The 24,016-nt window shown below is 66.5% G+C and carries 26 protein-coding genes; 14 read left to right on the top strand and 12 right to left on the bottom strand.

Annotated elements, in window-relative coordinates; genetic code table 11:
• The first annotated feature begins 48 nt into the window (after positions 1-48).
• Positions 49-225: a hypothetical protein gene (locus M8445_RS17755; RefSeq protein WP_184115562.1), complete on the top strand. Its 177-nt coding sequence runs from the start codon at positions 49-51 to the stop codon at positions 223-225.
• Between the two features lie 104 nt (positions 226-329).
• Here the strand turns inward: M8445_RS17755 and M8445_RS17750 are convergent, their stop codons facing one another.
• The 4 genes from M8445_RS17750 to M8445_RS17735 all read right to left on the bottom strand — a co-directional run bounded on the left by M8445_RS17750 (position 330) and on the right by M8445_RS17735 (position 4,042).
• Entirely contained in the window at positions 330-758 is a 429-nt protein-coding gene (locus tag M8445_RS17750; RefSeq protein WP_184115564.1) for a hypothetical protein, read from the bottom strand.
• An 81-nt stretch (positions 759-839) separates the two neighbouring features.
• Positions 840-1,205, bottom strand: coding sequence for a c-type cytochrome (locus M8445_RS17745; RefSeq protein WP_229782269.1), 366 nt, complete (start codon positions 1,203-1,205; stop codon positions 840-842).
• 351 nt (positions 1,206-1,556) lie between these two features.
• Positions 1,557-2,840 carry a molybdopterin-dependent oxidoreductase gene (locus tag M8445_RS17740; protein ID WP_184115568.1) on the bottom strand — a complete coding sequence of 428 codons (1,284 nt, stop codon included), beginning with the start codon at positions 2,838-2,840 and terminating at the stop codon, positions 1,557-1,559.
• Positions 2,841-2,902: 62 nt separating this feature from the next.
• On the bottom strand, positions 2,903-4,042 hold the full coding sequence (locus M8445_RS17735) for a TDT family transporter (RefSeq protein WP_184115571.1): 1,140 nt from the start codon (positions 4,040-4,042) through the stop codon (positions 2,903-2,905).
• Positions 4,043-4,122: 80 nt separating this feature from the next.
• On the opposite strand from M8445_RS17735, the gene M8445_RS17730 reads away from it, so the two are divergent.
• The 3 genes from M8445_RS17730 to M8445_RS17720 all read left to right on the top strand — a co-directional run bounded on the left by M8445_RS17730 (position 4,123) and on the right by M8445_RS17720 (position 8,824).
• Positions 4,123-5,016, top strand: a complete 894-nt coding sequence (locus M8445_RS17730; protein WP_273991341.1) for a LysR substrate-binding domain-containing protein — start codon at positions 4,123-4,125, stop codon at positions 5,014-5,016.
• 222 nt (positions 5,017-5,238) lie between these two features.
• Positions 5,239-5,796, top strand: coding sequence for a recombinase family protein (locus M8445_RS17725; protein ID WP_184115575.1), 558 nt, complete (start codon positions 5,239-5,241; stop codon positions 5,794-5,796).
• A gap of 4 nt (positions 5,797-5,800) precedes the next feature.
• Complete coding sequence (locus M8445_RS17720) at positions 5,801-8,824, top strand: Tn3 family transposase (RefSeq protein ID WP_221588530.1); 3,024 nt, start codon at positions 5,801-5,803, stop codon at positions 8,822-8,824.
• A 33-nt stretch (positions 8,825-8,857) separates the two neighbouring features.
• On the opposite strand, the gene M8445_RS17715 is transcribed toward M8445_RS17720, so the two are convergent.
• The 6 genes from M8445_RS17715 to M8445_RS17690 form a co-directional block, all read right to left on the bottom strand.
• Positions 8,858-9,175: a DUF6428 family protein gene (locus M8445_RS17715; protein WP_273991340.1), complete on the bottom strand. Its 318-nt coding sequence runs from the start codon at positions 9,173-9,175 to the stop codon at positions 8,858-8,860.
• A 126-nt stretch (positions 9,176-9,301) separates the two neighbouring features.
• Complete coding sequence (locus M8445_RS17710) at positions 9,302-10,117, bottom strand: metallophosphoesterase family protein (protein WP_273991339.1); 816 nt, start codon at positions 10,115-10,117, stop codon at positions 9,302-9,304.
• The gene (locus M8445_RS17705) at positions 10,114-10,545 is read right to left on the bottom strand and encodes an arsenate reductase ArsC (RefSeq protein WP_273991338.1); all 432 of its coding nucleotides are present in this window, start codon (positions 10,543-10,545) and stop codon (positions 10,114-10,116) included. Before M8445_RS17705 ends, M8445_RS17710 begins: the two co-directional genes overlap by 4 nt.
• Positions 10,542-11,228, bottom strand: a complete 687-nt coding sequence (locus tag M8445_RS17700) for an MIP/aquaporin family protein (RefSeq protein ID WP_273991337.1) — start codon at positions 11,226-11,228, stop codon at positions 10,542-10,544. Before M8445_RS17700 ends, M8445_RS17705 begins: the two co-directional genes overlap by 4 nt.
• A 1-nt stretch (position 11,229) precedes the next feature.
• Entirely contained in the window at positions 11,230-11,691 is a 462-nt protein-coding gene (locus M8445_RS17695; RefSeq protein WP_273991336.1) for an arsenate reductase ArsC, read from the bottom strand.
• Between the two features lie 10 nt (positions 11,692-11,701).
• Positions 11,702-12,022, bottom strand: a complete 321-nt coding sequence (locus M8445_RS17690; protein WP_273991335.1) for an ArsR/SmtB family transcription factor — start codon at positions 12,020-12,022, stop codon at positions 11,702-11,704.
• A 1,432-nt stretch (positions 12,023-13,454) separates the two neighbouring features.
• Between M8445_RS17690 and M8445_RS17685 the strand changes: the two genes are divergently transcribed.
• The 10 genes from M8445_RS17685 to M8445_RS17640 all read left to right on the top strand — a co-directional run bounded on the left by M8445_RS17685 (position 13,455) and on the right by M8445_RS17640 (position 23,089).
• Positions 13,455-13,691, top strand: coding sequence for a hypothetical protein (locus tag M8445_RS17685; protein ID WP_273991334.1), 237 nt, complete (start codon positions 13,455-13,457; stop codon positions 13,689-13,691).
• Positions 13,692-14,072: 381 nt separating this feature from the next.
• A complete protein-coding gene (locus tag M8445_RS17680) occupies positions 14,073-15,041 on the top strand; it encodes a GGDEF domain-containing protein (RefSeq protein WP_273991333.1) in 969 nt (322 codons plus the stop codon).
• Positions 15,042-15,356: 315 nt separating this feature from the next.
• On the top strand, positions 15,357-16,013 hold the full coding sequence (locus M8445_RS17675; protein ID WP_099749999.1) for a recombinase family protein: 657 nt from the start codon (positions 15,357-15,359) through the stop codon (positions 16,011-16,013).
• Positions 16,014-16,161: 148 nt separating this feature from the next.
• Positions 16,162-16,782 carry a DUF305 domain-containing protein gene (locus tag M8445_RS17670; RefSeq protein ID WP_273991332.1) on the top strand — a complete coding sequence of 207 codons (621 nt, stop codon included), beginning with the start codon at positions 16,162-16,164 and terminating at the stop codon, positions 16,780-16,782.
• Positions 16,783-16,798: 16 nt separating this feature from the next.
• Positions 16,799-17,464, top strand: coding sequence for a winged helix-turn-helix domain-containing protein (locus M8445_RS17665; RefSeq protein ID WP_273991331.1), 666 nt, complete (start codon positions 16,799-16,801; stop codon positions 17,462-17,464).
• A 4-nt stretch (positions 17,465-17,468) separates the two neighbouring features.
• A complete protein-coding gene (locus tag M8445_RS17660; RefSeq protein WP_273991330.1) occupies positions 17,469-18,557 on the top strand; it encodes a sensor histidine kinase in 1,089 nt (362 codons plus the stop codon).
• Positions 18,558-18,830: 273 nt separating this feature from the next.
• Entirely contained in the window at positions 18,831-21,257 is a 2,427-nt protein-coding gene (locus tag M8445_RS17655; RefSeq protein ID WP_273991329.1) for a heavy metal translocating P-type ATPase, read from the top strand.
• 292 nt (positions 21,258-21,549) lie between these two features.
• Complete coding sequence (locus tag M8445_RS17650) at positions 21,550-22,143, top strand: hypothetical protein (protein ID WP_273991328.1); 594 nt, start codon at positions 21,550-21,552, stop codon at positions 22,141-22,143.
• Positions 22,144-22,403: 260 nt separating this feature from the next.
• Positions 22,404-22,664 (top strand): AbrB/MazE/SpoVT family DNA-binding domain-containing protein, encoded by a 261-nt coding sequence (locus M8445_RS17645; protein WP_273991327.1) that lies wholly within the window; start codon positions 22,404-22,406, stop codon positions 22,662-22,664.
• On the top strand, positions 22,661-23,089 hold the full coding sequence (locus M8445_RS17640; protein ID WP_273991326.1) for a type II toxin-antitoxin system VapC family toxin: 429 nt from the start codon (positions 22,661-22,663) through the stop codon (positions 23,087-23,089). Before M8445_RS17645 ends, M8445_RS17640 begins: the two co-directional genes overlap by 4 nt.
• 288 nt (positions 23,090-23,377) lie before the next feature.
• On the opposite strand, the gene M8445_RS17635 is transcribed toward M8445_RS17640, so the two are convergent.
• Positions 23,378-23,641, bottom strand: coding sequence for a metal-sensitive transcriptional regulator (locus M8445_RS17635; protein WP_273991493.1), 264 nt, complete (start codon positions 23,639-23,641; stop codon positions 23,378-23,380).
• Between the two features lie 25 nt (positions 23,642-23,666).
• Positions 23,667-23,870, bottom strand: a complete 204-nt coding sequence (locus M8445_RS17630; protein ID WP_078305903.1) for a CopZ family metallochaperone — start codon at positions 23,868-23,870, stop codon at positions 23,667-23,669.
• Between the last annotated feature and the right edge of the window lie 146 nt (positions 23,871-24,016).

The following is a 24,016-nucleotide window of genomic DNA, read 5'->3' as shown; positions in this document are numbered from 1 at the left end:
CAGAAGGGACGGCTCGGAAATGGCATAGAGGCGGAGCAGACTGCTTGGGTGAACGGCTTCATGACCCGTATGCCCCGCGTGCCTTTTGTGGATGCACCACCGTCTTTACCGGATCTTTATGAATACTGCGATCTGCCTGCGCTGGCCTCGAAAGCTGCGCCGCGCTGGAACAGTACGCCGCGTCTGATCGCCCGCCCATCAAAAGCAGGTTTCTCCTTTTCTTGAAGGCGAATTCCAGTGGACCGGGGGCGATCAGATCAACGCTGGCCCGGTCACGACGGTCTCACGCGACGCGCCCAGGAACCAGGACTACGTCTCGCCCCTCGCGGTCAGGCTTCCGGGTCCGGGCAGAACGACTCGACGATCAGCGGCCCGTAATAGTGAATGAAGTGAGCGCCGTGGGCGCGCAGCAGGTGACACATGCGCTGGGCCTGCACTTCATACCGCACGGCGGCCACGATAAGGACGTGCCCCCGCGCCAGTTCCAGCTCGTAGCGCCGCGCATGCTCGTACTCGTCGGTCAGTTTCTGCACGTTGCGGCGCAGGCGGGCCAGCAGGCCGTGCCGCTCGCCCGTGAAGTCGAGGCGCTCCTCGCCGGCGTCCCCCATCAGCAATTCCAGATCCTGATCGCGCAGGTGTTCTTGCACCCGCAGGTCACGCAGCGCAGCCTCCGCGTGATCAGGATCGTCCAGCACGCCGATCATGTGGTTGGCGAACGAGGCCAGCATCCGGGGGCGGTGGTGGGCGGCGCTATTCATCTGGGAACCTCCTGAACGGGGACGTCCAGGGCGTCCCCATCCTGCCGGGCCACTGTCCCGGTGTTGCGTTCTGGCGCTGTGTCACGGGCTGGTGCGGTCCGGCGCAGTGCTGCTCTCCGCTTTGCGGGTTTCCGGCGTGTAGTGGGCGCTCAGGTAGGTCACGATCCTGTCGGCGTTCTCGTCGCTGATAAACGTCGCGCCGTATTTCTCCTTCATCTTGTAGACCTCGGCGTGCCAGACCTCGCTGGGCAGAGGCGGCTGGGACGTGATCAGGGTGGTGGCGTGGCACACGCTGCAATTGCTGCGGACCAGTTCCACGTTTTCCCCCTCGGCCAGGGCGGGGGTGTCCTGCGGAATGGGGCCGATGGCGTAGCTGGCGTCCGTGGTGTACGCGCCGCTGGCGGCCTGGTCAATCACGCCGCGCATCTGCTCGGCGTACTGGGCCATCGTGTTTTGAGGCTGGGTGGTCTGGGAGCTGGTGGTCTGAGCTGCGGCGGTCTGGGCCGTGGAGGTCTGTGGTCTGGCCGTCTCAGCGCTGCCGGACGCAGTTTCAGGCGACGCGGACACTGCGGCGGATTTGGGATTCGCAGCGGCCTGCGCTGCTGGGGCAGCCTGTGCTGGGGACGGTGCGGGGGCAGGGGCGGAGACGGGGGCCGTAGCCGGAGTTGCGCCAGTGGTGGCCGTGGCGGCTGGCACGCTGTTGTTGCGGACGCTCAGCGTGACCACCGGAACCACCACGGCCAGGACGGCGAGGGGAAACAGCAGCCCCATCAATTCAGGATATTTCATGACGCTCCTTTAACCGGCCTGGCCCACGGTGACCGTCTGACGCTCCACCGTGGTCCACAGGTAGCCCGACGGGTTCCAGATGGCCCCGTCCGGCTGATTTCCGCCGCTGGTGTCGGTGGCGCGCACGGCCAGGGTGTACTGACCGGGTTTCTTGGGCGTCCACGCAAAGGTCCAGGGGCGGAAGGCGTAGCGCCCGTGGTCCTCGCCCAGCTTCGCGGCGCTCCAGGTCTTGCCGCCGTCGCTGGAGACCTCCACCTTGTTGACCTTGCCGCGCCCGCTCATCGCCAGCCCCTGCACGGTCATGGGCAGTCCGGCGGGCACCTTGACGGTCTCGTCCGGGGTCACGATGAACGAGCGCACGGGCATACTCCCCACCGGGCGCAGCTTGACCGTTTTGTCCTTGACCGCCTGCGGCGTCGTGTTCCCCCGGGCGTTGTCGGGTTGCAGGTACGCCGTGGTCATCCAGAAATTGTCGTCCGGCTGGGTCAGTACCCGGATAAAGCTCAGGGTCTTCATCCAGTACGTGGCGAAGTAGCCGGGCACTACCAGCCGCACCGGAAAGCCGTTGACCAGCGGCAGCGGCTGGCCGTTCATGGCGTAGGCGACGATGCACTCGTCCAGCACCGGATCATCCAGGTTCAGGCTCTTCTGGTAGCTGGCCCCACCGCTGCCGGGCGCACCTGCCCCGGTGTCCAGGCCCTGGAACTGCACCTGTACGCCGCCGGGTTTGAGGCCCGCGCGGTCCAGCAGGTCCCGCAGGCGTACCCCGGTCCAGGTGGCGCAACCCATCGCGCCGTTGCCCCACTGCCCGCCGGGACGGCGCGGCTGGAAGCGGGCGCGGCTGTTGCCGGTGCACTGCATCACCGCGTTCACGCTGACCGCCTCGAAGTCACGCAGCAACTCAGCCAGGCTCAGCGACACCGGCTTGTTCACGTTGCCGCTCAGCTTGAGCCGCCAGGTGCCCAGGTCGACGCTGGCCGGAAAGCCCGACAGATTGGTGCGCACGAAGAACGCGGCGGTGGGCGTGAACGCACTTTGAAAGTAGCTGCGCGGCGTCTCGTACAGCGGTGGACGGTCCACCAGGCGGATCAGCGGCACCTTCTGCGGCAGGGCGATCAGCGGCCCCAGACCGTTCCAGGCGTCCAGGGGGCCGGGACCGCTGAAGGTGGGGGCGGGCGCGCTGGGCAGGCTCTGCTGGGCCAGGGCGCTGCGGCCCAGCGTCAGGGCAGCGCCAGCGGTGCCCAGCAGTCCCAGAGCGCTGCGGCGGGTGAGTGGAGCGGATGAATCGGACATACGTGGACCTCCTGGAACGGGGTGGGGGGAGAGGCTGAGGTGCAGGGTGTCAGACGCGATATTCAAGCGCGGGGCAGGCCGATGGCGGGCAGGGCGGGCACCTTTCCCAGCAGTTCCCCACGCCAGACGCCGTGCGCGGTGCGGACCGTGACCAGCAGCCACAGCACCGCCAGCACGGGGACAAACACTTCTCCCAGGCCCGTGAAAAAGCCCAGGTGGGTCAGGCTGCCCAGGCTGAAGGTGGAGGCTGTAAAGACGCCCAGCGGGAAGGTGAACGCCCACCAGCCCAGGTTGAACGGCAGGCCCTGCCGGATGAAACGCAGCGTGGTCAGCGTGGCCAGCGCCAGCCACCACGTTCCGAAGCCCCACAGCACCAGGCCGCCCAGCAGGCCCGCGCCGGTCAGGATCGGGCCGAGTTCCCCCAGGCCCTGCGCGGCCAGCACGCGGGGGGCGGCCTCGCCCAGTTGCAGCAGGGCCAGCGCGCCGGTGCCCAGCGGCCCCAGGGGCAGGAACATGCTCACGCCCAGCTCGGCCCCCGGCAGCTTGTGCTGGGCCAGCCGCAGCACGAACACGGTCAGGATCATCAGGGCCAGCGGCACCGACAGCGCAAACAGCACGTAGCCGCCGTAGATCAGCGGCGTGGCTGCCGCCACGCCCAGGTGCGGCGCGATCTGCCCGGCGCTGGCGGCGGCCACTTCCGAGGCCACCACGGGCAGCAGCCACAACGCCGTCATGCGTTCCAGCGCGTGGTCCTGGCGGGTGAACATCAGGTACGGCACCAGCAGGCCCACCGCCGCCGACAGCGCGGCGTCGAAGACCCACAGGTCACGGGCCAGCAGCGCCGCGTCCACGCCCCAGCGCGGCACGCCGAAGACGATCAGGCCGTTGATGATCGTGGCCAGGCCCATCGGGATGGCCCCCAGGAACATGCTCTGGGCCGGGTGCAGCAGGGTGGCGCGGCTGTCTGCCGGGTGCAGCAGGATGCGGGCCAGCGACAGCACGGTCAGCGCGGCGAAGATCAGCATGTTCAAGATCCACAGGCCCTCGCCCAGCGCCGCTGTGCCGGGGAGGGGCAGGTGGGGCAGCATCAGGGACACGATGCCGGTGCCCATGCTGGCGGTAAACCAGTTGGGGGTCAGCCCGCGCAGCACGTCGCTGGCAGCAGTTCTGGAAGTGTCTGGTGCGGAAGGGTGGGCAATCATGACGTCAGCGTAGGCCCGCCTTTTTATAAACTCAAATAGCCATTCGCTATAGCAACCCAAATTTGGTGTATATCTGGATCATGCCCCTGAACCCCGATCATCTGCTGACCTTCGTGCGGGTGGCCCGTCACGGCAACCTGAGTGCGGCGGCGGGCGAACTGAACCTGACGCAGCCCGCCGTGTCCAGCCAGATCAAGCTGCTGACGCAGGCGGTGGGCGAGCCGCTGCTGACCCGCCACCGTTACGGCGTCCGGCTGACCCCGGCGGGCCAGGGCCTGCTGCCGCACGCGGTGGCCGTTGAACGCGCTTTGGCCGGGGCCACGCGCTACGCCGCCGATCTGCGCGGCCTGGAAACAGGCACGCTGAACATCGCCGCCAGCAGCACCATCGCCGCAGCCCTGTTGCCGGGGGTGCTGGCGCAGTACCACGCCCGCTTCCCGGGGGTCACCCTGCGCGTGCAGCAGGGCAACACCGGGGAGGTGCTGGCCGCGCTGCTGGACGGGGCCTGTGAGCTGGCACTGATCGAGGGGGTGGCCGGAACGCTGCCTGCCGACCTGATCCGGCGCACTTTCGCCCAGGATACGCTGCGGCTGGTGCTGGCCCCGCAGCATCCGCTGGCCCAGCATTCGGCGCTGAACGCCGCGCACCTGAGTGGGCTGGGGCTGGTCTGGCGGGAGCCGGGATCAGGAACCCGTGAAGTGGCGCGCTCTGCGCTGGAGCGAGCGGGCATTCAGACGCGGGAGGTTCTGACCCTGACGGGCAGCGAGGCGGTCAAGGAGGCGGTGATCAGCGGCCTGGGGGCGGCGTTCATGTCGGAACTGATCGTCCGGCGGGAGGTGGCGGCGGGGATGCTGGCCAGTCCGCCCCTGGAACTGCCCGGCCTGGACCGCCGGCTGGACGTGGTGGGCGCGCCCACTGAACTGCTGTCGAGGGCCGTGCAGGTCTTCGTGACTTTCCTGGAACCCGCCGGATGAGGGAGGGGAGGGGAGTCCCAGATCTCGGCCCCGCCTGTCAGCCAACCTTTTGCGGAGGTCTGAGAGAGGAAGAGCCATCTGAATGATCCGGGACGAGGCGTGCAAAAACGCCCGATAACGCAACGAATTGGCTGCTCCCATCCCGACAGCCTCCCCGCCTTGCGAAACTCTGTTGCACAATGATTTACACTGGCAACACGTTTTCGCAACACTGGAGGCTCCATGCAAGTCGGTTACGCCCGCGTCAGTAAACAAAATGAGCAGGACACCGCCGCACAACTTCGTGCATTGAAGACGGCAGGAGCAGAGCGCGTGTTTACCGAACATGCTTCTGGTGGCCGCTGGGACCGTCCTGAGCTGCACAAGATGCTGGATCAGCTCCGCGCCGGAGATGTGGTGGTGGTCTGGAAACTGGATCGCCTCAGCCGCAGCCTCAAGGATGTCTTGCACCTGATGGAGCTGCTGGGAGAGAAAGGCGTGGGGTTCCGAAGTTTGACTGAGGCCATAGATACCACCACGCCCGCAGGCCGAATGATGATGCAGATGGTGGGAGCGTTCGCCGAATTTGAGCGGGCCATGATCCGCGAGCGAACGAATGCAGGGCTGGAACAGGCCCGATTGGAAGGCCGCGTTGGTGGGCGCAAGCGCAAGTTGCTGCCGCACCAGGAGCAGGACATTCGTGAGTCGGTGGGGGCTGGGCAGCGCACTGCGGCCCAGTGCGCCCGTTTGTTCGGCGTCCATCCCAGCACCATTACCCGACTGTTGCAACGCCAGAGCTAAGGCGATGCCCGTCGAGTTTCTGAGCGACGAACAGGCCGCACAGTACGGACGCTACGCGGGCGATCCCACCCCCGAACAACTCAGCAACTTCTTTTTCCTGAGCGAAGCCGAACTGGCCCTGATTGCCGAACGCCGCCGCGATCACAACCAGCTCGGTTTTGCCGTGCAGCTCTGCACCCTGCGCTTTCTCGGTTCATTCCTGCCCAACCCTGTGCAGGTGCCGTCCATCGTGGTCCGCCACGTCGCTGATCAACTTCATCTGCCCGCCCGCGTGATCGCCCGCTACGCCCTGCGCGAGGAAACCCGCTACCAGCACCGCCGGATCATCGTGGCTGCTCTGGGCTACTGTGACTTTGACGGCGGGCAGGCCGTGCGACTGATTCGCTGGCTGTACGCTCAACTGGCACTGAGTGCGCTGCGGCCATCGGTTCTTTTTGATCTTGCCACGGCCCAGTTAATTCGCCGGAAAGTCGTGTTGCCAGGCGTCACCGTCCTGGCCCGACTGGTGGCCCGCGTGCGCGAACGCTTTCATGCCCGCACCTTTGAACAGCTCAGCCAGAAGCTCAGCCTGGCACAACGACAGGCGCTGGAAAATCTGCTCATCCTTCCGTCAGACGCGCGGTTCACGCCGCTGGAGGTGCTTCGCACCTCCCCCACACGCATCTCCTCACCCGCTCTGAAAGCCGCGCTGCACCGCATTGAGCAGATTCGCGATCTTGGAGTCAGCGACATTGATCTGAGCGAGGTTCCCCAGTCACGGCAGGCCCTATTGACCCGCCACGCGCAGAGCGCCTGGGCGCAGACCCTGCTGCGGATGGTCCCGGCACGTCGTCAGGCCACGTTGCTGATCTTTCTGCAAGCCCTGGAGCGCAGCGCCACCGACGACGCCCTGGATCTGTTCGATCAATTTATGACCCACCTCACCCTAACGGGAGAAGTGCGGCGTAAGCAGGAACGGCTACGGACACTCAAGGATCTGGACCAGGCTGCACTGAGACTACGTGACGCCGTGCGGGTGTTGCTAGACGAAACCATTTCAGATGGAGACTTGCGCGAGCTGGCTTTCCGCGCGGTGAGTGCAGGTGAACTCCGTCAGGCTGTAGCCACCGTCAGCGCACTGGCGAGCGAGGATGCCGACACCAGCCCAGAAGCGCTGAGCAACGCTTATGGCACTGTGCGGCGCTTCCTGCCTGCCTTTCTCCATACCGTCGAGCTGGACGGCACGGCCAGCGCCCGGCCCCTGCTAGACGCCTGGACCTTTTTGAGAAAGCTGGAAACGAGTGGCCGGGATAGACCGCAGTGGAAAGACGCCCCCAGGGGATTCGTGTCGCGGGTCTGGCAGCGGCGGGTTTTCCCGCACGGCGGGAAGACTGATCATCAGGCGTACACCCTGTGTCTGCTGGAGCGGCTTCAACAGGCCCTGCGGCGGCGTGAGGTCTTTGCCCCTGGCAGTGACCGCTACGGCGATCCCCGTGCCGAGTTGTTGCAAGGAGCGTCCTGGGACGCCGTGAGCGACGATGTGTGCCGCGCCCTGAACCGTTCGCTGGATCCCCAACCAGAGCTGGAACGTCTGCGCCTTGAGCTGGATGGTGCCTACCGCGAGGTGGAGCGCACCTTGCCCCAAAACACGGCCTTGCAACTGGATGGGCAGCCGGGTGGAACCCGGCTACGCCTGACGCCTCTGGAACCAGCCCCTGATCCGCCCAGCCTTCAGCGGCTTCAGCAGGCGGTGGCCCAGCGTCTTCCCGCCGTGCCGCTGGCCGCCTTGTTGCTGGAAGTGCATGCCTTTACGGGGCTGGCCGATGCCTTTACCCACGTCACCGATGGCACCTCCACCTTGCGGGACTTGCCTTTAAGTGTCACAGCGGTTCTGCTGGCCCAAGCGTGCAACATCGGTCTGGCGGCGGTGGCCGCGCCAGAGGTTCAGGCGCTCACCCTGTCGCGCCTGTCATGGGTTCAGCAGAACTACGTCCGCGCTGAGACCATCACGGCGGCCAATGCCCGCCTGGTGGACGCCCAGTTCGCCCTGCCGCTGGCGCACACCTGGGGCGGAGGTGAAGTGGCATCCGCCGATGGGCTGCGCTTTGTGGTGCCAGTGAGGACCCTGCACGCCGGATGGAACCGCAAGTATTTCGGCTCCCAGCGTGGCGTGACGTACTACAACTTCACCAGCGATCAGTTCACCGGCTTTCACGGCATCGTGATTCCGGGGACGCTGCGCGACTCGCTGTTCATCCTGGCAGGCCTGCTGGAACAGCAGACCCGCCTTGACCCCCGCGAGATTATGGCCGATACGCACGGCTCCAGCGACGTGGTGTTCGGGTTGTTCGCGCTGCTGGGCTACCGCTTCAGCCCCCGGCTCGCCGATCTGCCCGATCAGCGCTTCTGGCGACTGGACCGCGAGGCCGATTACGGCGCGCTGGATGACCTGAGCCGCCACGTCGTCGATGAGCGGCTGATCGCCGCCCACTGGGAAGACATGCTGCGCCTGGCTGGATCACTCAAGCTGGGCAAGGTCAAAGCCACGGCGGTGATGCGAACCTTGCAACGCGGCGGCAGCCTGTCGGGTCTGGGACGGGCTATCGCTGAGTTTGGCCGCGTCGAGAAGACCCTGTTCCTGCTGAACTACGTCGGGGATGAGGCGTACCGGCGGCGCATCCTGCGGCAGATCAATCGGGGCGAACAGCGGCACGGCGTGGGCCGGGCTGTGTTCCACGGACGGAAGGGCGAACTGCGGCAGAAATACAGGGAAGGGATGGAAGATCAACTGGGCGCGCTGGGGCTGGTGGTCAATGCCATCGTGCTATGGAACACCCGGTATATGGGCGTTGCCCTGGACGACTTGAGACAGGCCGGGAAGATTGAGAACGAGCGGGACATCTCCCGCCTGACGCCGCTTTTGCATGGGCATATCCGCATGCTGGGAACTTACGAATTCAAGCTGCCAGAGGAGATTGCCCAAGGTCAACTGCGTCCCCTGCGTGATCCTGACACCGTGCAGGCGTACCTTGAGCAGATTGAATTGTGATCTGGAACCCAAGGGCGGATTTCTGTTCCTTCGCTAGTCAGACCCCACGACGCGGTCATAGATGGCGAGGAACTTCCGGTTGGTCATGAACCCAGCCTGCGCGTCCTCGGCGCTGCCATCCATCAGTTGAATGACCGTTTCGCGCCAGGTGTTCGCCTGGCCGCCGCAGTCCATCGCTTCGATGGTGACGGCCTTGACCTCGGTGACGTGATAGCCCGCCGGGACGAGCACCTCGCCGTGCAGGTGGAACTGAAGGGGCCGCTGGGGCAGGGTGCGCAGGGCCGTGATCAGGGCGTCGGTGGCGGTGTGCTCGCTGAGGCCGGGAATGGTGGGGGGCAGGGTCTGGGTCATGGCAGGGCTCCTTATTGATCTTGGGTGGGTCAGGGTGCAGAAATCAGGAAACGAGACAGGTGGTGCCGCAGGCCGGCAGCCGAACGATGAACAGTGGAGGTGCCGGGCGTCGATGGACGGACTTCGTCAGGAGCGCACAGCGGACTTTCTCGGCGTCACGCCGTCATTCACGATCAGGTCAAGGGGCGCGCCCGGCTCAGGGTGTCGCGCTCGACCGACTGCCTCCTTCGAACCCTTACCGGCGCGCAGGTGCGCCGCTTCCTTCGCACCCTGATACGCGTGCGCCTCCGCCCACTGGGCGGCCGCCTCGATGTCGTACGGCACCCGCCGGAACGTCACCGTCCAGATCCCGTCCCCGCCCTCGAGCAGCACCCAGCGCGCCAGCGGGGAGCCGTCTTTCTGCCGTGACACCGCGCCGGCGTTGACGACCGTCAGGGAACCGATCTGGCGCACGTGCTCCAGGTGAGAATGGCCCACGATCACCACGCGGGCGTTCCCAGTGTCGCCCAGGCGTTCCTGCACGAGGTCGTCACTGGCCCAGGCCTTCCCGTCACGCAGGAGGTACATCCACGCGGAGTCTGGCGTGCCGTGCGCTGCCAGCACCTCCCCGCCCGCCAGAGTGACACTGGTCGGCAGGGCCGCGACGGACGCGCCTGCCCCTTCAGGGAGCTGAGCGTGCAGCCACGCGAGCATCTCGCGTTTCTCAGTCGTTTCGGTCAGAGGCTGGCCGAGGCGTTCATCCGTGTTGCCCCGCACTTCCAGGACGCCGCGCTGCGCCTTGAGTTCCTGCTGAAGTTGCCACGCGCCGGCCGGGTCCGCGCCGCCGAACACCTGATCGCCCAGGTTGACCCAGGCGTCCGGCCGGTGGGTTTCGATGTCCCTGGCCACCGCGTCGAGTGCCCACCGGTTCCCGTGCACGTCCCCGAAAACTGCGACCTTCATGCGCGTTGCGCCACCCACGCCTGAATCCGCGCGTCGATCTCATCACGCACGCGCCGGAACACGGCCAGGCGCTCAGCGTCACTGCCGGTGGCGGCGGCCGGATCCTCGAACGCCCAAGCGAGTCGGTAGGTGGCGTTGGGGAAGATCGGGCAGTTCGCTTCCGCGCGGTCACACACGGTGATGACGTACGTGAAGTGCTCGGCGATCAGGGGTCTGACACCCTTGGCCTGCAGGTGCCCGGTGGGCAGGCCGGACTCCTGCAGGACCTGCACGGTCAGGGGATTCACCATGCCGGGCTCCAGACCGGCGGAGGTCACCTGGTACCGTGAGCCGCCATGGTGTTCGAGCAGGGCCTGGGCCATCTGGGAGCGGGCGGTGTTGCCGGTGCACAGGAACAGCACGCGGGGCGGGCGGGACGCGTCGGTCATACGGGATCTCCTTCAGGCACAAATTCCTGGGCTTGCTGCGGTTGAGGTTCGACTGGAGTGGCGGGCGCGAGAAGGTGGTTCACAGCGACGGCGAGGGCCGCACCGAGCAGCGGGGCGACCCAGTACAGCCAGTGCGCCGTCCAGATGCCGCTGGCCAGCGCCGGACCGAAGGAGCGGGCGGGGTTCATGCTGGCCCCGGTGATCGGTCCGCCCATCGCGGCTTCCAGCGCCACGACGCCGCCCACCACCCAGGGCAGCCCGGAGCGCAGCGCGACCAGGAGCAGGAAGAAGGTCAGGATCAGTTCGAGGATGAACGCCTGGGGAACGCTTCCGGCAGGCAAGGTCACGCCCAGGTTGCCTTTCAGGCCGAACAGGGCCAGCAGCACGTAGGCGGCCAGCGCCGCCCCGAGCAGTTGCGCCGCGACGTACGGCAGCACCCGCTCTCTCGGGAACTGACGGGCAAGCGTCAGGGCGAAGGTGGCGGCCGGGTTGATGTGGGCGCCGCTGATCGGGGCCAGCGCCGCGATCACGGCCGTGACGGTCAGACCGAACACGACCGCGACTCCGAGGTGGCCCAGGGCGCCCGTCTGAGCCTGCACGACGGCGGCGCCGGGCCCGAAGAACACCAGGGCGAAGGTGCCCAGTCCTTCCGCCGTGACGGCGCGGGAGAGGGGAACGCTCACGTCAGGCCACCGTGACGGCGGGGCTGTCCTCGTAGGTGGGTGGCACGTCACGGCCGTCTCTCAGGGCCTGCACGAACGCGTCGAACTGGGTGCTCAGCTGGTCGCGGACGGCGCGCCAGCGGTCGAGGCTGCCGCCCGAGGGATCCGTGAAGGGGTAGTGGCGGCGGGTGGTCTGGCCGGGGTACACGGGGCAGGCCTCGGCCGCGCTGTCGCACACGGTGACCACGTAATCGAAGTTCTGGGCGTCCGGGACGTCCCAGAGAGTCTTGCTGGTGTGGGTGCTCAGGTCGAGGCCCACTTCGGCCATGACGGTCTTCGCGTCGTCCTTGACGCGGGTGGCCTCGGTCCCGGCCGAGTGGACCTCCAGGTCGACGCCGAGGCGCCGGGCAGCGCCCCGGGTCAGGGCTTCAGCCATCTGCGAACGGGCGGAGTTGTGCGTGCAGAGGATCAGAACGCGGGTCATACCGCTGACGCTAACACACCGATCTGTCTTGATGTGTCAGGGACCCCTGATCTGGCATCAGGTCGGTGAGCATCTCTCCGCCGAGGCGGTAGAGCGCGGGGCGGTTGATGCTGTAGTACACATTCTTGCCACGCTGCTCGGACGTGACCAGACCCGCGTCCCGCAGGATGCCGAGGTGGTAGGAGACCTTGGACTGCGGCAGGGTGAGCAGCGCTTCCAGGTCGCAGACGCAGCGTTCCCCAAGGGCCAGATGACGCATCAGCTCATACCGGGTGTCCTGCGCCAGGGCCTTGAGTTGATCGAGCACGGCGGGAGTGGTCAGGACGGTCACGCATCTATTCTATTCGCTTCCAGCTACTCCATAGCCGCATGACCCCAGCCTTTGCTAGCGCAGCCCCTTGTCGTGGGCCACTCGCAAGAGTTTCCAGGTGGGGCAAGATCCCCTTCAGGATGCCGTCGAGAACATGCTTTCCTGGATTTTGTTCGGTCAGGACGGCATCCATGTCATCTTGGTCCCATTCATACCGCCCCGCACGCCATTCAGCGACGATCCCCTTTTCGTCGTCCCACTCCCAGACACCCAACATCTGGGCTGTTCACGCTGTCATACGGATTCCGTCTGTTTCGTTAACAACCCGGGAGGGCGCCGGGTTGCCAACTCCACGCCCGGAATCCGCTTTGCTCCCATTCGCATCCGCTCGGATGGAATGGTTTGCAAAAACCGTTCCATCCGAGTCCGTATCAGAGGCCCAACATGTCGAAAACCTCCTCCGGAACGCATAACGGAAAATGACGTCCTGACCGACAGTTTTCCCTATTGATGTGGTCATGATCCCGTGTGGGACACTACTTCGACTGGAGTCGGAAATTCTTGCAGCAGAAAGGTCAGGTGAGACCATGATCTGGAAGGCCAACCGCGTGATCAGGTCACGCGAACAGGGACGTTGGCTACGCGGCCTTCTCTTCATGAAAGTCGCCGTGAGAGCCGGATGGGTCTGGGCAGGCTGGTCCGCCTTGCCGCCTGTCCCAGTCGCAGGGGCTGGAGTCTCTGCGGGCTGCATGGACGACCAGGTCAAGTGCGCCGCACGACAACCCCGGGATTCAGCATGAGCCTACCGGCCCCTGCTGGACCTAGCGTGAACATGTGACTGGTGCGGTTAGACCCGTGATGGGTGGCTGACCATCATTCCTGAGACAGGCTGCCGCCTGTGACGTCCATCCCCGCATGGGAGCCGGAAGGTGGATGTCACAGGCGCAGATGCGCCGGTTGCAGGTGAGAGCCCTGCACGTCTGCCTCGTGACACCCGGATCAGCACCACCTGACACAGGAGAACCCTCATGACCACACAGGATCACATCGGAAGCTGGACTGGCCGTGTCATCAGGCGGCACCTGCCTCTACCCACCACCGCAGGGGACAGTTGGTTGCCGCGCGCGGAACTCAGGGCCTGTCCGGTTGGCATGTGAGCGCCGCGGGTCCTGAGCTCAGCCGGCAGACCCGGCCGGTCGTTCCGTCTGCCGTGGTCACGCTGCCCTGGGCCGGCGCTCTGGACCGCTGGGTGAACGAGGGCGGCCGTGACGGCCCAGACGAACGTGCGTGGTGTCAGCCGCTGTTCCCGCCCCGGCGGGCCTCCCCGGCGCGCCGGAGTGTGCGTCCAGTGCCCCCCTTCACGGTTCTGTACGCGTCGCTGCGCAGGCCAGACCCTCCGCCGGGACCGGCCATCGCCTCTGCCGGCGGCAACACGCCAGTTCATCCAGACCCGGTGACGACCAACGCAGCTCCCGCGTGGATCAATGGCCTCAGCCCGGGCCAGCTGGCCCTGACGCGCGTCATTCAGCAGAACGGTCTGGAGGGCCGCCCGGTCGAGCCGCGGGGGTTCGCCTGGTACCTGGTGGGTGAAGTGCTGGTCACGGTCCCGCAGCAGCGGACCCTGAGCGCCGCGTTCGACCTGGCCGTGCGGGAACTTCCATGCACGTATCTTCAGCAGCCCGTCACATGAACGGCACTGGACGGATGGAAGGATAGCTTCTCACTCGTCTGAGCCGATGCTCCACTTCTCACCTGAGGGCAGGCCAGGCCGGAAGCACAGCGGCAGTGGGTGAGCTGAGGGAGTCCGTCTCGCGGTCCTGAGGGAAGGGAAGGACTGACGCGGCGGCACCTGCGCAGCGCGAGAAGACCCAGGGTGCGGTCATGGTTGGAGGCTGTCGTAGCCCCCGGATCAATCCCCCGGGTCAGCGGGTGCTTTCGCAAGTAAAAACAGTGGAGGTGATTCGTCGTTTCCCAATCCGACCTGGCCGATCTTCCCGCGCCGCAGCCGCCCCGTTTCGACGACCGCCGCCAGCGGCAGTCGCTGCAATTCCTCGCGGCCCTGGCGACCGCCGTGAACGCCCTGATCCTGCTGCACCTGTTCACGCAGAGCGACCCCCTCCAGCAGGCGGGGCGCGCCCCGCCTGCTCTGCTCACTTCCGCAGGCCTGCTTCTGCTCACCCTCTGGCCCCGCGTGACTCTGCACACGTTGCAGCGCGTCAGTGTTGGCGTGCTGCTGCTCTGGTTCGCAGCGAACGTGCAGAACGTGATCGTCATGCAGCGGCCCATCGCGTCGGACCTGCTGATTCACCTGATTCTGGTCGCGCTGTTCTCATTCACGTGGTTGACTCTGCGCTCCGCCACCCTGATGGTCTCCGCCGGGTACGCGTTCCTCCTGGTCGCCGCCGCTTTCAGCCAGCGGCCGGACGTGCCGGGCGTCCTGATGACCGGGCTGACCCTGCCGGTCATCTGGTACCTCACGCAGCACGGACTGGCCGTCAACCTTGAACGCATCCGCAGCGAGGCCCTGCAGACCCTGGCCGACACGGACACGCTGACCGGGATCCTGAACCGCCGCGCCGGGCAGGCCGCACTGGACGCCGCCGTATTCCGGTACGCCCGAACCCCACACCTGCTGTGTGTAGCTTTGCTGGACATCGACCACTTCAAATGCGTCAACGACACGCTGGGCCACCAGACCGGTGACCGGGTCCTGATCGCCCTGGCGACCACCCTGAACTCGGGCCTGCCGCCCGGCGGGGCCGTGATCCGCTGGGGCGGTGAGGAGTTCCTGCTCTTGCTCCCCGACCAGACGCTCACGCAGGCCAGCGTGCGCGTTCTGGACATGCTGGCCTGCGTGCGGGAATTGCGGCTACTTGACGTTCAGCCCATCACCCTGAGCGCCGGCGTATCAGTCCTGAGTCAGGCGGGATCAGCCAGCGTACTGCTCGACCGGGCGGACCGCTTCCTGTACGGCGCCAAGGCCGCCGGACGTGACCGCCTGCACAGCTCCGCCGCTCACAGCACCCTGGATGAGATCTGAACGGGAGACCAGCGGAACGTCACGAGCCCGTTAGCCCAGAGGAGTCCAGGTCACTGAACGTGACCTGCTGACCCTCCAGCAGCCAGTCCTGTTCCGGACGCTGTGGCAACTCGGCTCCTCCCGGCAGTGGCCCCAGGATGCGCCACTGCTTTTCACCCACCTTCGCTACTACTGCTTCCCTGCTCAGCGACTGATGGTAGAGCGCACGTGCTCGTAGGAAGGGCAGATGTGAGCGTGCCCGCATCAGTCATTTACAGGGGAATACAGTTTTTACAGCTTGGGAGGGTCCCTCCACAAGTTGTAAAATGACCCCCTGTGCCCGACGCCATCGCCTACTACCGAGTCTCCACCGCCAAACAAGGTCAGTCCGGCCTCGGCCTCGAATCCCAGCGCGCCATCATCACCGCCCTCGCCCACGCCCGGCACCTCACCATCACCGCCCACTTCACCGAGATCGAATCCGGCCGCAAGAAGAACCGCGCCCAGCTCGAAGCGGCCCTCGATCACGCCCGCCGCAGCAACGCCATCCTCCTGATCGCCAAGCTCGACCGCTTAGCCCGCAATGTCGCCTTCACCAGCGCCCTCATGGAAGCGGGCGTCGACTTCATCGCCGCCGACATCCCCGACGCCAACCGCATGACCCTGCACGTCATGGCCGCCCTCGCCGAGCAGGAAGCCCAGCTGATCAGCGAACGCACCCGCGCCGCCCTCGCTGCCCGTAAGGCCCGCGGGCTCACCCTCGGACGCCCCGAGAACCTCACGCCTGAAGCCCGCGCCCTCGGCCCCCAGGTTCAACGGGAAGCGGCCCGTGTCGCTACCCAGCAGGCCGCCGCCTTCGCCGCCGTCCTCCGCGAGCGCGGCGACACCCTGCAGGCGATCGCCACTCGCCTCAACCACACCGGCTTCCGCACCCGCCACGGCTCCCTCTGGTCCCCCACCCAGGTCAAGCGCATCCTCGACCGCATGGGCTGACCCGTTGAGCGAACTTCTGGCCAGCCCGGCAGTACAGACGAACCGAACTGACCAGGATCAATTCAGCGACCTGCGCTGAATTGTGTCCAGGCCGCGCTTTACACGAACTTAACAGGGGGCGACCACCATGAGTTGCAGAGGTGCTCCCATGAATAAACCGCTCGTGACCGTACTGACCGCCCTGACCCTGACCTCCCTCGCCGCCGCACAGATGAACCACGCGGGCACCACCATGACTGGTGGCATGACCGGCAGCATGGCCATGACGGGCGGCAACCAGAACATGGCCGGCAGCATGGGCGGCATGATGCGTTCCCTGACCGGCATCGACCGCCTGACCGGACGCTCCTTCGACCGGGCATTCCTGAGCATGATGATCCCCCACCATCAGGCGGCCGTCCAGATGAGTCAGGCCGTCCTCAAGACGACGACCGATCCGCAGATCAAGGCCTGGGCGACCGCGATCATCGCCGCGCAGACACCGGAGATCACCCGGATGACGGCCCTGCTGCGGGCGTACGGTGGCCCGAACACCCAGATGGCCCGGCAGATGACAGGCATGATGGGTGGTATGACCAGCGGCGCGCGCCCCCAGAACAAGGATCAGGCGTTCGTGCAGGAGATGCTCCAGCACCACGGGAGCGCGGTCATGATGGCCAACATGGCCCTGATGCGCTCGCAGGACCCGGCCATCCTGAAGCTCGCGCAGGGCATCGTCACCTCGCAGGCACAGGAGATGGTCGACTTCCAGCAGTACCTGCGGAAGTAAGAGCGGATTCCGGCGCGTGCCTACCATCCTGATCGTCGACGATGACCCCGCCATCCTGGAGATCCTGCGGGCCTACCTGCAGGCTGAGGGATACACGGTCCTCGAGGCGGCGGATGGCCACGCAGCCCGCGCGCTGTTACCCCGGGCTGACCTCGCGGTCCTGGACTGGATGCTCCCAGGAGTCTGCGGTGTTGACCTGGCCCTTGAAGCCCGTGCAGAGGGACTGACGCTGCCCCTTCTGATGCTCACCGCTCGCGGTGAGGAAGAGGACAGGTTACGCGGGCTGGACACCGGCGTGGACGACTATGTCGTCAAGCCCTTCAGTCCACGCGAGGTGGTGGCGCGCGTGCGGGCCCTGCTCCGGCGCTCAGGTGTTCAGGCACAGGTGAACCATGGGGGCCTGCGCATCGATCTGCGGTCCCACGCCGTGACCCTGGACGGCGCGCCGCTGGAGCTCTCCCGCCTGGAATTCGATCTTCTCACCGCGCTCGCCCATCATCCTGGCCTGGCGTGGACGCGTGAACGGCTCCTCGAACGTGTCTGGGCGTCAGATGGTTCCGGCACCGAGCGGGTCGTCGACGTGCACATCACTGCCCTGCGCCGCAAACTGGGGGACACCTCGGACGCGCCGCGGTTCATCGAGACGATCCGCGGCGTCGGGTACCGGTTCAGGGAAGACTAGAGGCATGCGCCTCTTTCCCCGTCTGCTGCTGTCGCACGTCCTGGTGATCGTGCTGGTGGTCGCCGGGATCTTCATCTCGGCGGAACTGGTCGCCCCGCGCTTTTACCGCGCGCACGTCGAGGAGATGGTGCAGACCATGGGTCCGGCCGGCGCCACCCTGCGAGGTGACCTGGAACGGGGCATGCGCCTGACCCTCACGCGGGCGCTGTGGGCCGCGCTACCGCTGGCCGCACTCGTGGCGATGGTGACCGCGTACGTCTCGTCGCGGCGGGTGATCCGCAGCGTGCAGGTGCTGCGGTTGCAGAGCATGGCTCTCGCCAGCGGCGAGTACCATCAACGCCTGGAAGAAACGGGGCGGGATGAACTCGCCGACCTCGCACACAACTTCAACGTCCTGGCCGGCGCCCTGGAAAGGGTGGAGCAGGGCCGGGTGGAGCTGATCGGGAATGTCGCGCACGAACTGCGGGCGCCACTGGCGGCGCTGCGCGGGTACGCGGACGCCATGACGGACGGGATCATGACGTCGGCGCACGCCTCACAGGCCATCAGCCGCGAGGTGGGCGCGATGGAACGGTTGGTACGTGACCTCAGCCTGGTGTCCCGTGTGGAGGCCGGTCAGCTGGACCTGCGGCTGCGCGCAGTGCCGGTCACGGCGCTCCTGCAGTCGATCCATGACCGGTTTGCGCTGGCCTTCGAGGACAAGGGCGTGCACCTTTCCCTGTCCGCCGATCCCCCCCTGACCGTGTGGGCCGACGAGGAACGTGCCGTGCAGATCCTGACCAACCTGGTCGGGAACGCCTTGCGGCATACCCCTGCCGGAGGGCGAGCGCAGGTGACTGCCGGGATCAACGGAACTCACGTGATTCTGACCGTCACGGACACCGGCGCAGGCATTTCCCCGGAGCACCTGCCGAGGATCTTCGACCGCTTCTACCGCGCCGATCCCGCCCGCTCCCGCACTGACGGGGGCAGCGGGGTAGGTCTGACCATCGCGCGCGGCCTGGCGGAGGCGATGCGCGGCACGCTCAGCGTGCACTCCGTCCCGGGCCAGGGCACTGCCGTGACCCTGACCCTTCCCGTGGGGCCGCCGTGACTTCAGGCCATGAGCACAGGAGCAGCGTGAGCCACCTGCTCTTCAGGGGCAGGATGGTGCCGCGGTCCCGGGGGTCACGTCAGCAATGACCCCCCTGCCCATCACATCCAGGAAATAGGGCGTGCCGATGGCCAGGAGACCGGGCAGCACAGCCACTCCAGCACCGCGAAGCCAAGGGCACTCAGGCCGCTGACCAGAAAGGCCGCCAGCCGCTTCACATTCTCCGGGCGATGCAGAAGGTCCGTCCTCAATTCCGTTCACGAAGGAGCGAGCATGACTCACCACGGAACCCACCCGCACCATCACGTGGCCAGCTCAGTGCTGGAAGTCACGTTGACCACCTGCCCGAACGGCAGTGACCTGGACACGGCCGAGCGCGCCCTGACGGGACTGCCGGGCGTGACGGGCGTGCACCTCGACCGCACCCGCAGCGTCGCGCACGTCAGTTACGACCACCAGCGCACGGATGACAGTGTTCTGCGGGAGCAGATCGCCCGGGCCGGGTATGCCTGCACGTGCCGCGACTGCCAGCCGTCGGCCGCTCAGCCGGGTCATCCGCAGGCCGGTCATGCACACGGGGAGGGCCCTGAACACCGGGAGCATCCTGAACACCACGGGGACGGCGCCCCGGCCTCCCCTGATCACGGTGCCGCCGCGACCCACGGGGGCCATGACGGTCACGCCGGGCACACTGAACACACGGGTCACGGTGAGGCCATGGTGCGGGACATGCTGCGGCGCTTCGTGGTCAGCCTCGTGTTGACCCTTCCCATCGTCCTGTACTCCCCGATCGGTGAAGCCATCGGCTTCCGGGCCGCGCCTCCCTTCGGGCTGGGCATGAACGTGTTCGGGCTGATCCTGGCCACGCCCGTGGTGTGGTGGGGCGGCTGGCCGTTCATCTCTGCGGCGTGGCGGGCCCTGCGGCAGCGGGACGCGAACATGATGACCCTGATCGCGCTGGGCATCCTGGTGTCGTACGGGTATTCCGCCTGGGCGACCCTGGCGCTGGGCAGCATGGACGTGTTTTTCGAGGCGGCGGCCATGCTGACCAGCTTCTCGCTGCTCGGACACTGGCTAGAGATGCGCTCACGCTTTGCCACCGGGCGTGCGGTGGAGGCGCTGCTCAGGCTAGCCCCGGCGACGGCGAGGCTTGTCAGGGACGGGCAGGAGAGTGAGGTGCCCGTGGAGCAGGTGGTGGCCGGGGACGTGCTCGCCATCCGCCCCGGCGACCGGCTGCCGGTGGACGGCGAGGTGGTCTCCGGCTCGTCCTACGTGGATGAGAGCATGATCTCCGGTGAACCGTTGCCCGTGCAGAAGACCACCGGCGCGAGGGTCACAGGCGGGACCGTCAACCAGACGGGCGCGTTCCAGTTCCGGGCCACGGCGGTCGGCGCCGACACGGCCCTGGCCCGCATCGTGCAACTGGTGCAGAACGCGCAGGCGAGCAAGGCACCCGCGCAGCGCCTCGCCGACACGGCCGGGAAGTACCTGGTGTTCGTCGCGCTGGGCAGCGGTCTGCTGGCCTTCCTGGTGTGGCGGCTGCTGGGTCAGGACATGGTCTTTGCCCTCACGGCCGCCGTGTCGGCCATCGTGATCGCCTGCCCGGACGCGCTGGCGCTGGCCACACCGACCGCCATCACCGTGGGAGTCGGGCGCGGCGCGCGGGACGGCGTGCTCTTCAAGAACGCCGCGGCCCTGGAAGCCACCGCCCGCGTGAACACCGTGATCTTCGATAAGACCGGCACGCTCACCGAGGGCCGGCCCACCCTGACCGACGTCCTCCCGGCTCCGGGCGTCAGTGAGACTGAACTGCTGCACATGGCCGCCTCAGCCGACCGGCCCTCCCAGCACCCGCTGGCCGAGGCGATCGTGAAGGGAGCACAGGAACGGGGTGTCGAGATCACGGATCCGCAGGATTTCGACTCTGTTTCCGGTCTTGGCGTGCAGGCCACGGTGGACGGCGTGCGCGTCCTGATCGGCAACCGCCGCCTGATGGAACGGGAGGGGGTGGCCGTGGGGACTCTGACGGTTCAGGCCGAGCAGCTGGCGACAGACGGCAAGACCGCGATGTACGTGGCCGCTGACGGTCGCCTGCTGGGCGTGCTGGCGGTGGCCGACCGCATCCGGGAGTCCGCCCGGCGAGCAGTGGAGCAGCTTCACGGGCTGGGCGTGCAGACCGTGATGCTGACCGGCGACAATGCCCGCACGGCGGGCGCCGTGGCCCGCCAGCTGGGCATCGACACCGTGATCGCCGACGTGCTGCCTGAGCAGAAGGCCGACAGGGTGAGGGAGCTTCAGGAGCAGGGCCGTCAGGTCGCCATGGTCGGCGACGGCGTGAACGACGCGCCCGCCCTCGCGCAGGCGGAGGTCGGCTTCGCCATCGGCGCCGGCACGGACGTGGCCGTCGAGACGGCGGACGTGGTGCTGGTGCGCAGCGATCCCCTGGGTGTGCCCGCCGGTATCGCCCTGGCCCGGCGCGTGCAGACCAAGATCCGGCAGAACCTGTTCTGGGCGGCCATCTACAACCTGCTGGCCATTCCGCTCGCGGCGGGCGTGCTGTACCCGGCCTACGGGATCCTGCTGCGCCCGGAGTGGGCGGCCCTCCTGATGAGCGCCAGTACCCTGATCGTGACCGTCAACGCCCTGAGCCTGAACCGGGGCGCGGCGAAGCAGGCCACGCCTGGACACCGAATGGCCTGAAGGGAGTGCGCCACAGCGGCAACAGCACATCTCCCTGGGCGCATGGTGGCCATGAGATTGACCGTCTCGGCCGGTGAATTGATGAGATTCGTGGGAGGAGCCGGGCGTCAGGTTGTTCACCGGCGCCAATTCCCTGCCCGGACACTCCACCAACTTTACACAAGCTTAATAATGGCGCTTTACGGTCTGTGACGTGACTTCACCCACGCCTGCCGTACAACCGGCCACTTCCACGGCCCCCCTGCATTCCGTGCGCCAGCATATGCTGCTCCCCTTCGCGGCCTACGCGCTCATGCTGGCTTCCACCAGCTTCATCGCCGGCGGCATCGTGCACCTCGGCCTGGGAGAGAACACCACCTTCTACGTGACCCTCGCGGCCGTGGGCGTCGTGTGCTTCACGGCCGGCAATTACCTGCAGGAATACGTCATCCATAACAACGCGCGCGGGACAGGTCTCGCCCGGTTCCTCCTGGTGTCCTTCGTGCTCTCCATAGGCATCGGCATGATGACGGGCGGCGTCCAGCACTACCTGGACAACCCCCCCTACTCCACCGTCCTGATTCCCGTGGGACTGGCCCTCGCCGTGACCGCGTTCGCGCTCCGTGAACAACTGACACTCGGCCACAAGTTCCTCCATCTCGCCGCTGGCACCGTCGGGGTCGCGGCGCTGCTGTTCGGCGGTCTCAGTGCCTTCTCCGCCCGGCTGGACACACCCACCGGCCACGCCCACGGCGCTCAGGAGCAGACCACCGGGTCCCCGGCGGTCACGGCCAGTCCAGCCCCCGTCGTTGATGCCCCGTCACCAGTCACGCCCGTAGCTACTCCCGAGCAACCCGTCGAGGTTGCACCTGACAACGGGCACGAAGACGGGCATACCGATCACTGACCGCTCCACCCGAGACGCCTCAACGTGGCCTGACCCGAAAGCTGGACAGATTGAAGGACAACTGCTCACCCAGTTGAACCGAGTTTCTACTTCGTATTGTCCAACCTCAGGAATCAGGCTACGTGCATCACGGTTGCCCGGAGACCCTGGAAGTTACCCCGTAGTCTTTCAGGTAGACGTGGCGTGAGAGGGGAAGCCAGGGCAGGAGCACGTGACCGGCGCCGCAGTGAATTGGCAAGAATATGCCTAAACTGCCAAGTATGACGGCGCACCTGGAGATCGACCGCTTCGGCCGCATCCTCATTCCCAAGGCCCTGCGTGACGCGCTGGCCCTGCAGCCCGGCGCGCAACTCGAAGTCGAACTCGAAGGGGGCACCATCCATCTGCGCCCCGCCGCGCGGAACGCACAGGTCACCCGTCATCACGGCCGCCTGATCCTCAGCGCAGAGGGCGCCATCACCGGCGATCCCGTGCAGGACCTGCGAGACGAGCGGCTGACCGAGGTCCTCGGTTCGTGGTGACCCTGTTCGACACCAGCGCCCTGGTCGCCGCACTGGTCGCGAACCACCCGCAGTTCACCTGGGCAGACGCGCAGGTACAGGCCGCGCAGGAACGCGGGCCGGTCGCCGTGTGCGCACACACGCTGGCGGAAGCTTACGCGGTGATGACCGCGCACCCGAAGCTGCGCTACCCACCCGCGCGGGTCGTGGAAGTACTGAGCGACCTGACCGGTCACTGGACCGTGCTCCCGCTGGGTGAAGCGGACTACCTGGAGGCCATGACCCGCTGCCGGGACCTGGGACTGCAGGGCGGCGCGGTATACGACACCCTGATCGCGCAGGCGGCCGTGCGGGCCGGCGTGACGGGGCTGGTCACTCTCAACGCCAGGCACTTCGTGCGGCTCGGTGACGACGTGCAGCGGCTCGTGATCGCTCCGGATACCTGACCCGGCAGCAACGACTTTCCGTGGCAAGTGGATCAGGTCAGGGCTGCGTAGCCTTGCGTGTACGCACCTTTACGCGTTGTAGCAGGACTTTGTTGGCGAATTCGAAACTTGCTGTTCGGTGGGGCGGATCATCGCGACTCGGCAACGAGAAATGCGGAGTCTGGGAGCCATCACCTGAATTCGCCAACAGAGTCGATTGAGGCTACAACGCGATGAACCGCCTCTGGCCGCAATAGGCGAACAATGGACCGGCCGTCCAAAGGCGGCCAGTCCAGCCCGAAGCACAGTTCAGGTGTACTTCAGGGCTTCCATCAGCTCATCCACCAGTTCGTCCGTGTCGCCACGGGTGGACGCTGTGGCGATATGGGATTCCAGGTGCCCGCGCAGAATCACTTCACCGGCGCCACTGATAGCCCCCTGCACCGCCTTGAGCTGACGCAACACGTCCATGCAGTAGGGGTCGTCCTTTTCCAGCATGGTGACGATGCTCTCCAGATGACCGCGCGCGATCTTCAGCCGGCGGATTGCCCGCTTGCGGGCGTCCCCGGGCATGGACAGCCCGGGGTGGCAAGTGAGGTCAGGCGCGGGGCTGGGCACCGTAGCCCTCATCGGTCACCGCCGCGACCAGGGCCTGGGGGTCTGCTGCGCCTTCCACAATAGCCGAGCCCCCTTTCAGGTCCACCTTGACGTCCTGCACGCCTGGAACAGCTTTCAATGCATTGCGTACCGCTGTTTCGCAGTGCCCGCATGTCATTCCCGTAATAGTCAGTTCTGTGGTCATGGACTTATTCTGCCCCCCACCGGGGGATAAGGTCAATAACTTGGAGTCGGAAGGCATCTAATTTCCCAATAATTGGGACAGGTACGTTGCAGACTGACTCAAATTCTCCTATGTTCTATCCATACCCCCCTAGGGGGGATAGGAGA

This window comes from Deinococcus aquaticus, assembly GCF_028622095.1.
In the GTDB taxonomy this organism is placed as follows: Bacteria; Deinococcota; Deinococci; order Deinococcales; family Deinococcaceae; genus Deinococcus; species Deinococcus aquaticus.
The sequence above is the reverse complement of the archived record's forward strand: the minus strand, read 5'-3'. Positions and strand labels throughout refer to the sequence as shown.

Excerpts from the sequence above, each read along its gene's own strand:
- M8445_RS17720 (WP_221588530.1), top strand. The coding sequence starts at position 5,801 with ATGCCCGTCGAGTTTCTGAGCGACGAACAGGCCGCACAGTACGGACGC.
- M8445_RS17670 (WP_273991332.1), top strand. The coding sequence starts at position 16,162 with ATGAATAAACCGCTCGTGACCGTACTGACCGCCCTGACCCTGACCTCC.
- M8445_RS17695 (WP_273991336.1), bottom strand. The coding sequence starts at position 11,691 with ATGACCCGCGTTCTGATCCTCTGCACGCACAACTCCGCCCGTTCGCAG.
- M8445_RS17750 (WP_184115564.1), bottom strand. The coding sequence starts at position 758 with ATGAATAGCGCCGCCCACCACCGCCCCCGGATGCTGGCCTCGTTCGCC.
- M8445_RS17725 (WP_184115575.1), top strand. The coding sequence starts at position 5,239 with ATGCAAGTCGGTTACGCCCGCGTCAGTAAACAAAATGAGCAGGACACC.
- M8445_RS17645 (WP_273991327.1), top strand. The coding sequence starts at position 22,404 with ATGACGGCGCACCTGGAGATCGACCGCTTCGGCCGCATCCTCATTCCC.
- M8445_RS17710 (WP_273991339.1), bottom strand. The coding sequence starts at position 10,117 with ATGAAGGTCGCAGTTTTCGGGGACGTGCACGGGAACCGGTGGGCACTC.
- M8445_RS17650 (WP_273991328.1), top strand. The coding sequence starts at position 21,550 with ATGCTGGCTTCCACCAGCTTCATCGCCGGCGGCATCGTGCACCTCGGC.
- M8445_RS17630 (WP_078305903.1), bottom strand. The coding sequence starts at position 23,870 with ATGACCACAGAACTGACTATTACGGGAATGACATGCGGGCACTGCGAA.
- M8445_RS17730 (WP_273991341.1), top strand. The coding sequence starts at position 4,123 with ATGCCCCTGAACCCCGATCATCTGCTGACCTTCGTGCGGGTGGCCCGT.
- M8445_RS17735 (WP_184115571.1), bottom strand. The coding sequence starts at position 4,042 with ATGATTGCCCACCCTTCCGCACCAGACACTTCCAGAACTGCTGCCAGC.
- M8445_RS17745 (WP_229782269.1), bottom strand. The coding sequence starts at position 1,205 with ATGGCCCAGTACGCCGAGCAGATGCGCGGCGTGATTGACCAGGCCGCC.
- M8445_RS17635 (WP_273991493.1), bottom strand. The coding sequence starts at position 23,641 with ATGCCCGGGGACGCCCGCAAGCGGGCAATCCGCCGGCTGAAGATCGCG.
- M8445_RS17660 (WP_273991330.1), top strand. The coding sequence starts at position 17,469 with ATGCGCCTCTTTCCCCGTCTGCTGCTGTCGCACGTCCTGGTGATCGTG.
- M8445_RS17655 (WP_273991329.1), top strand. The coding sequence starts at position 18,831 with ATGACTCACCACGGAACCCACCCGCACCATCACGTGGCCAGCTCAGTG.
- M8445_RS17740 (WP_184115568.1), bottom strand. The coding sequence starts at position 2,840 with ATGTCCGATTCATCCGCTCCACTCACCCGCCGCAGCGCTCTGGGACTG.
- M8445_RS17705 (WP_273991338.1), bottom strand. The coding sequence starts at position 10,545 with ATGACCGACGCGTCCCGCCCGCCCCGCGTGCTGTTCCTGTGCACCGGC.
- M8445_RS17715 (WP_273991340.1), bottom strand. The coding sequence starts at position 9,175 with ATGACCCAGACCCTGCCCCCCACCATTCCCGGCCTCAGCGAGCACACC.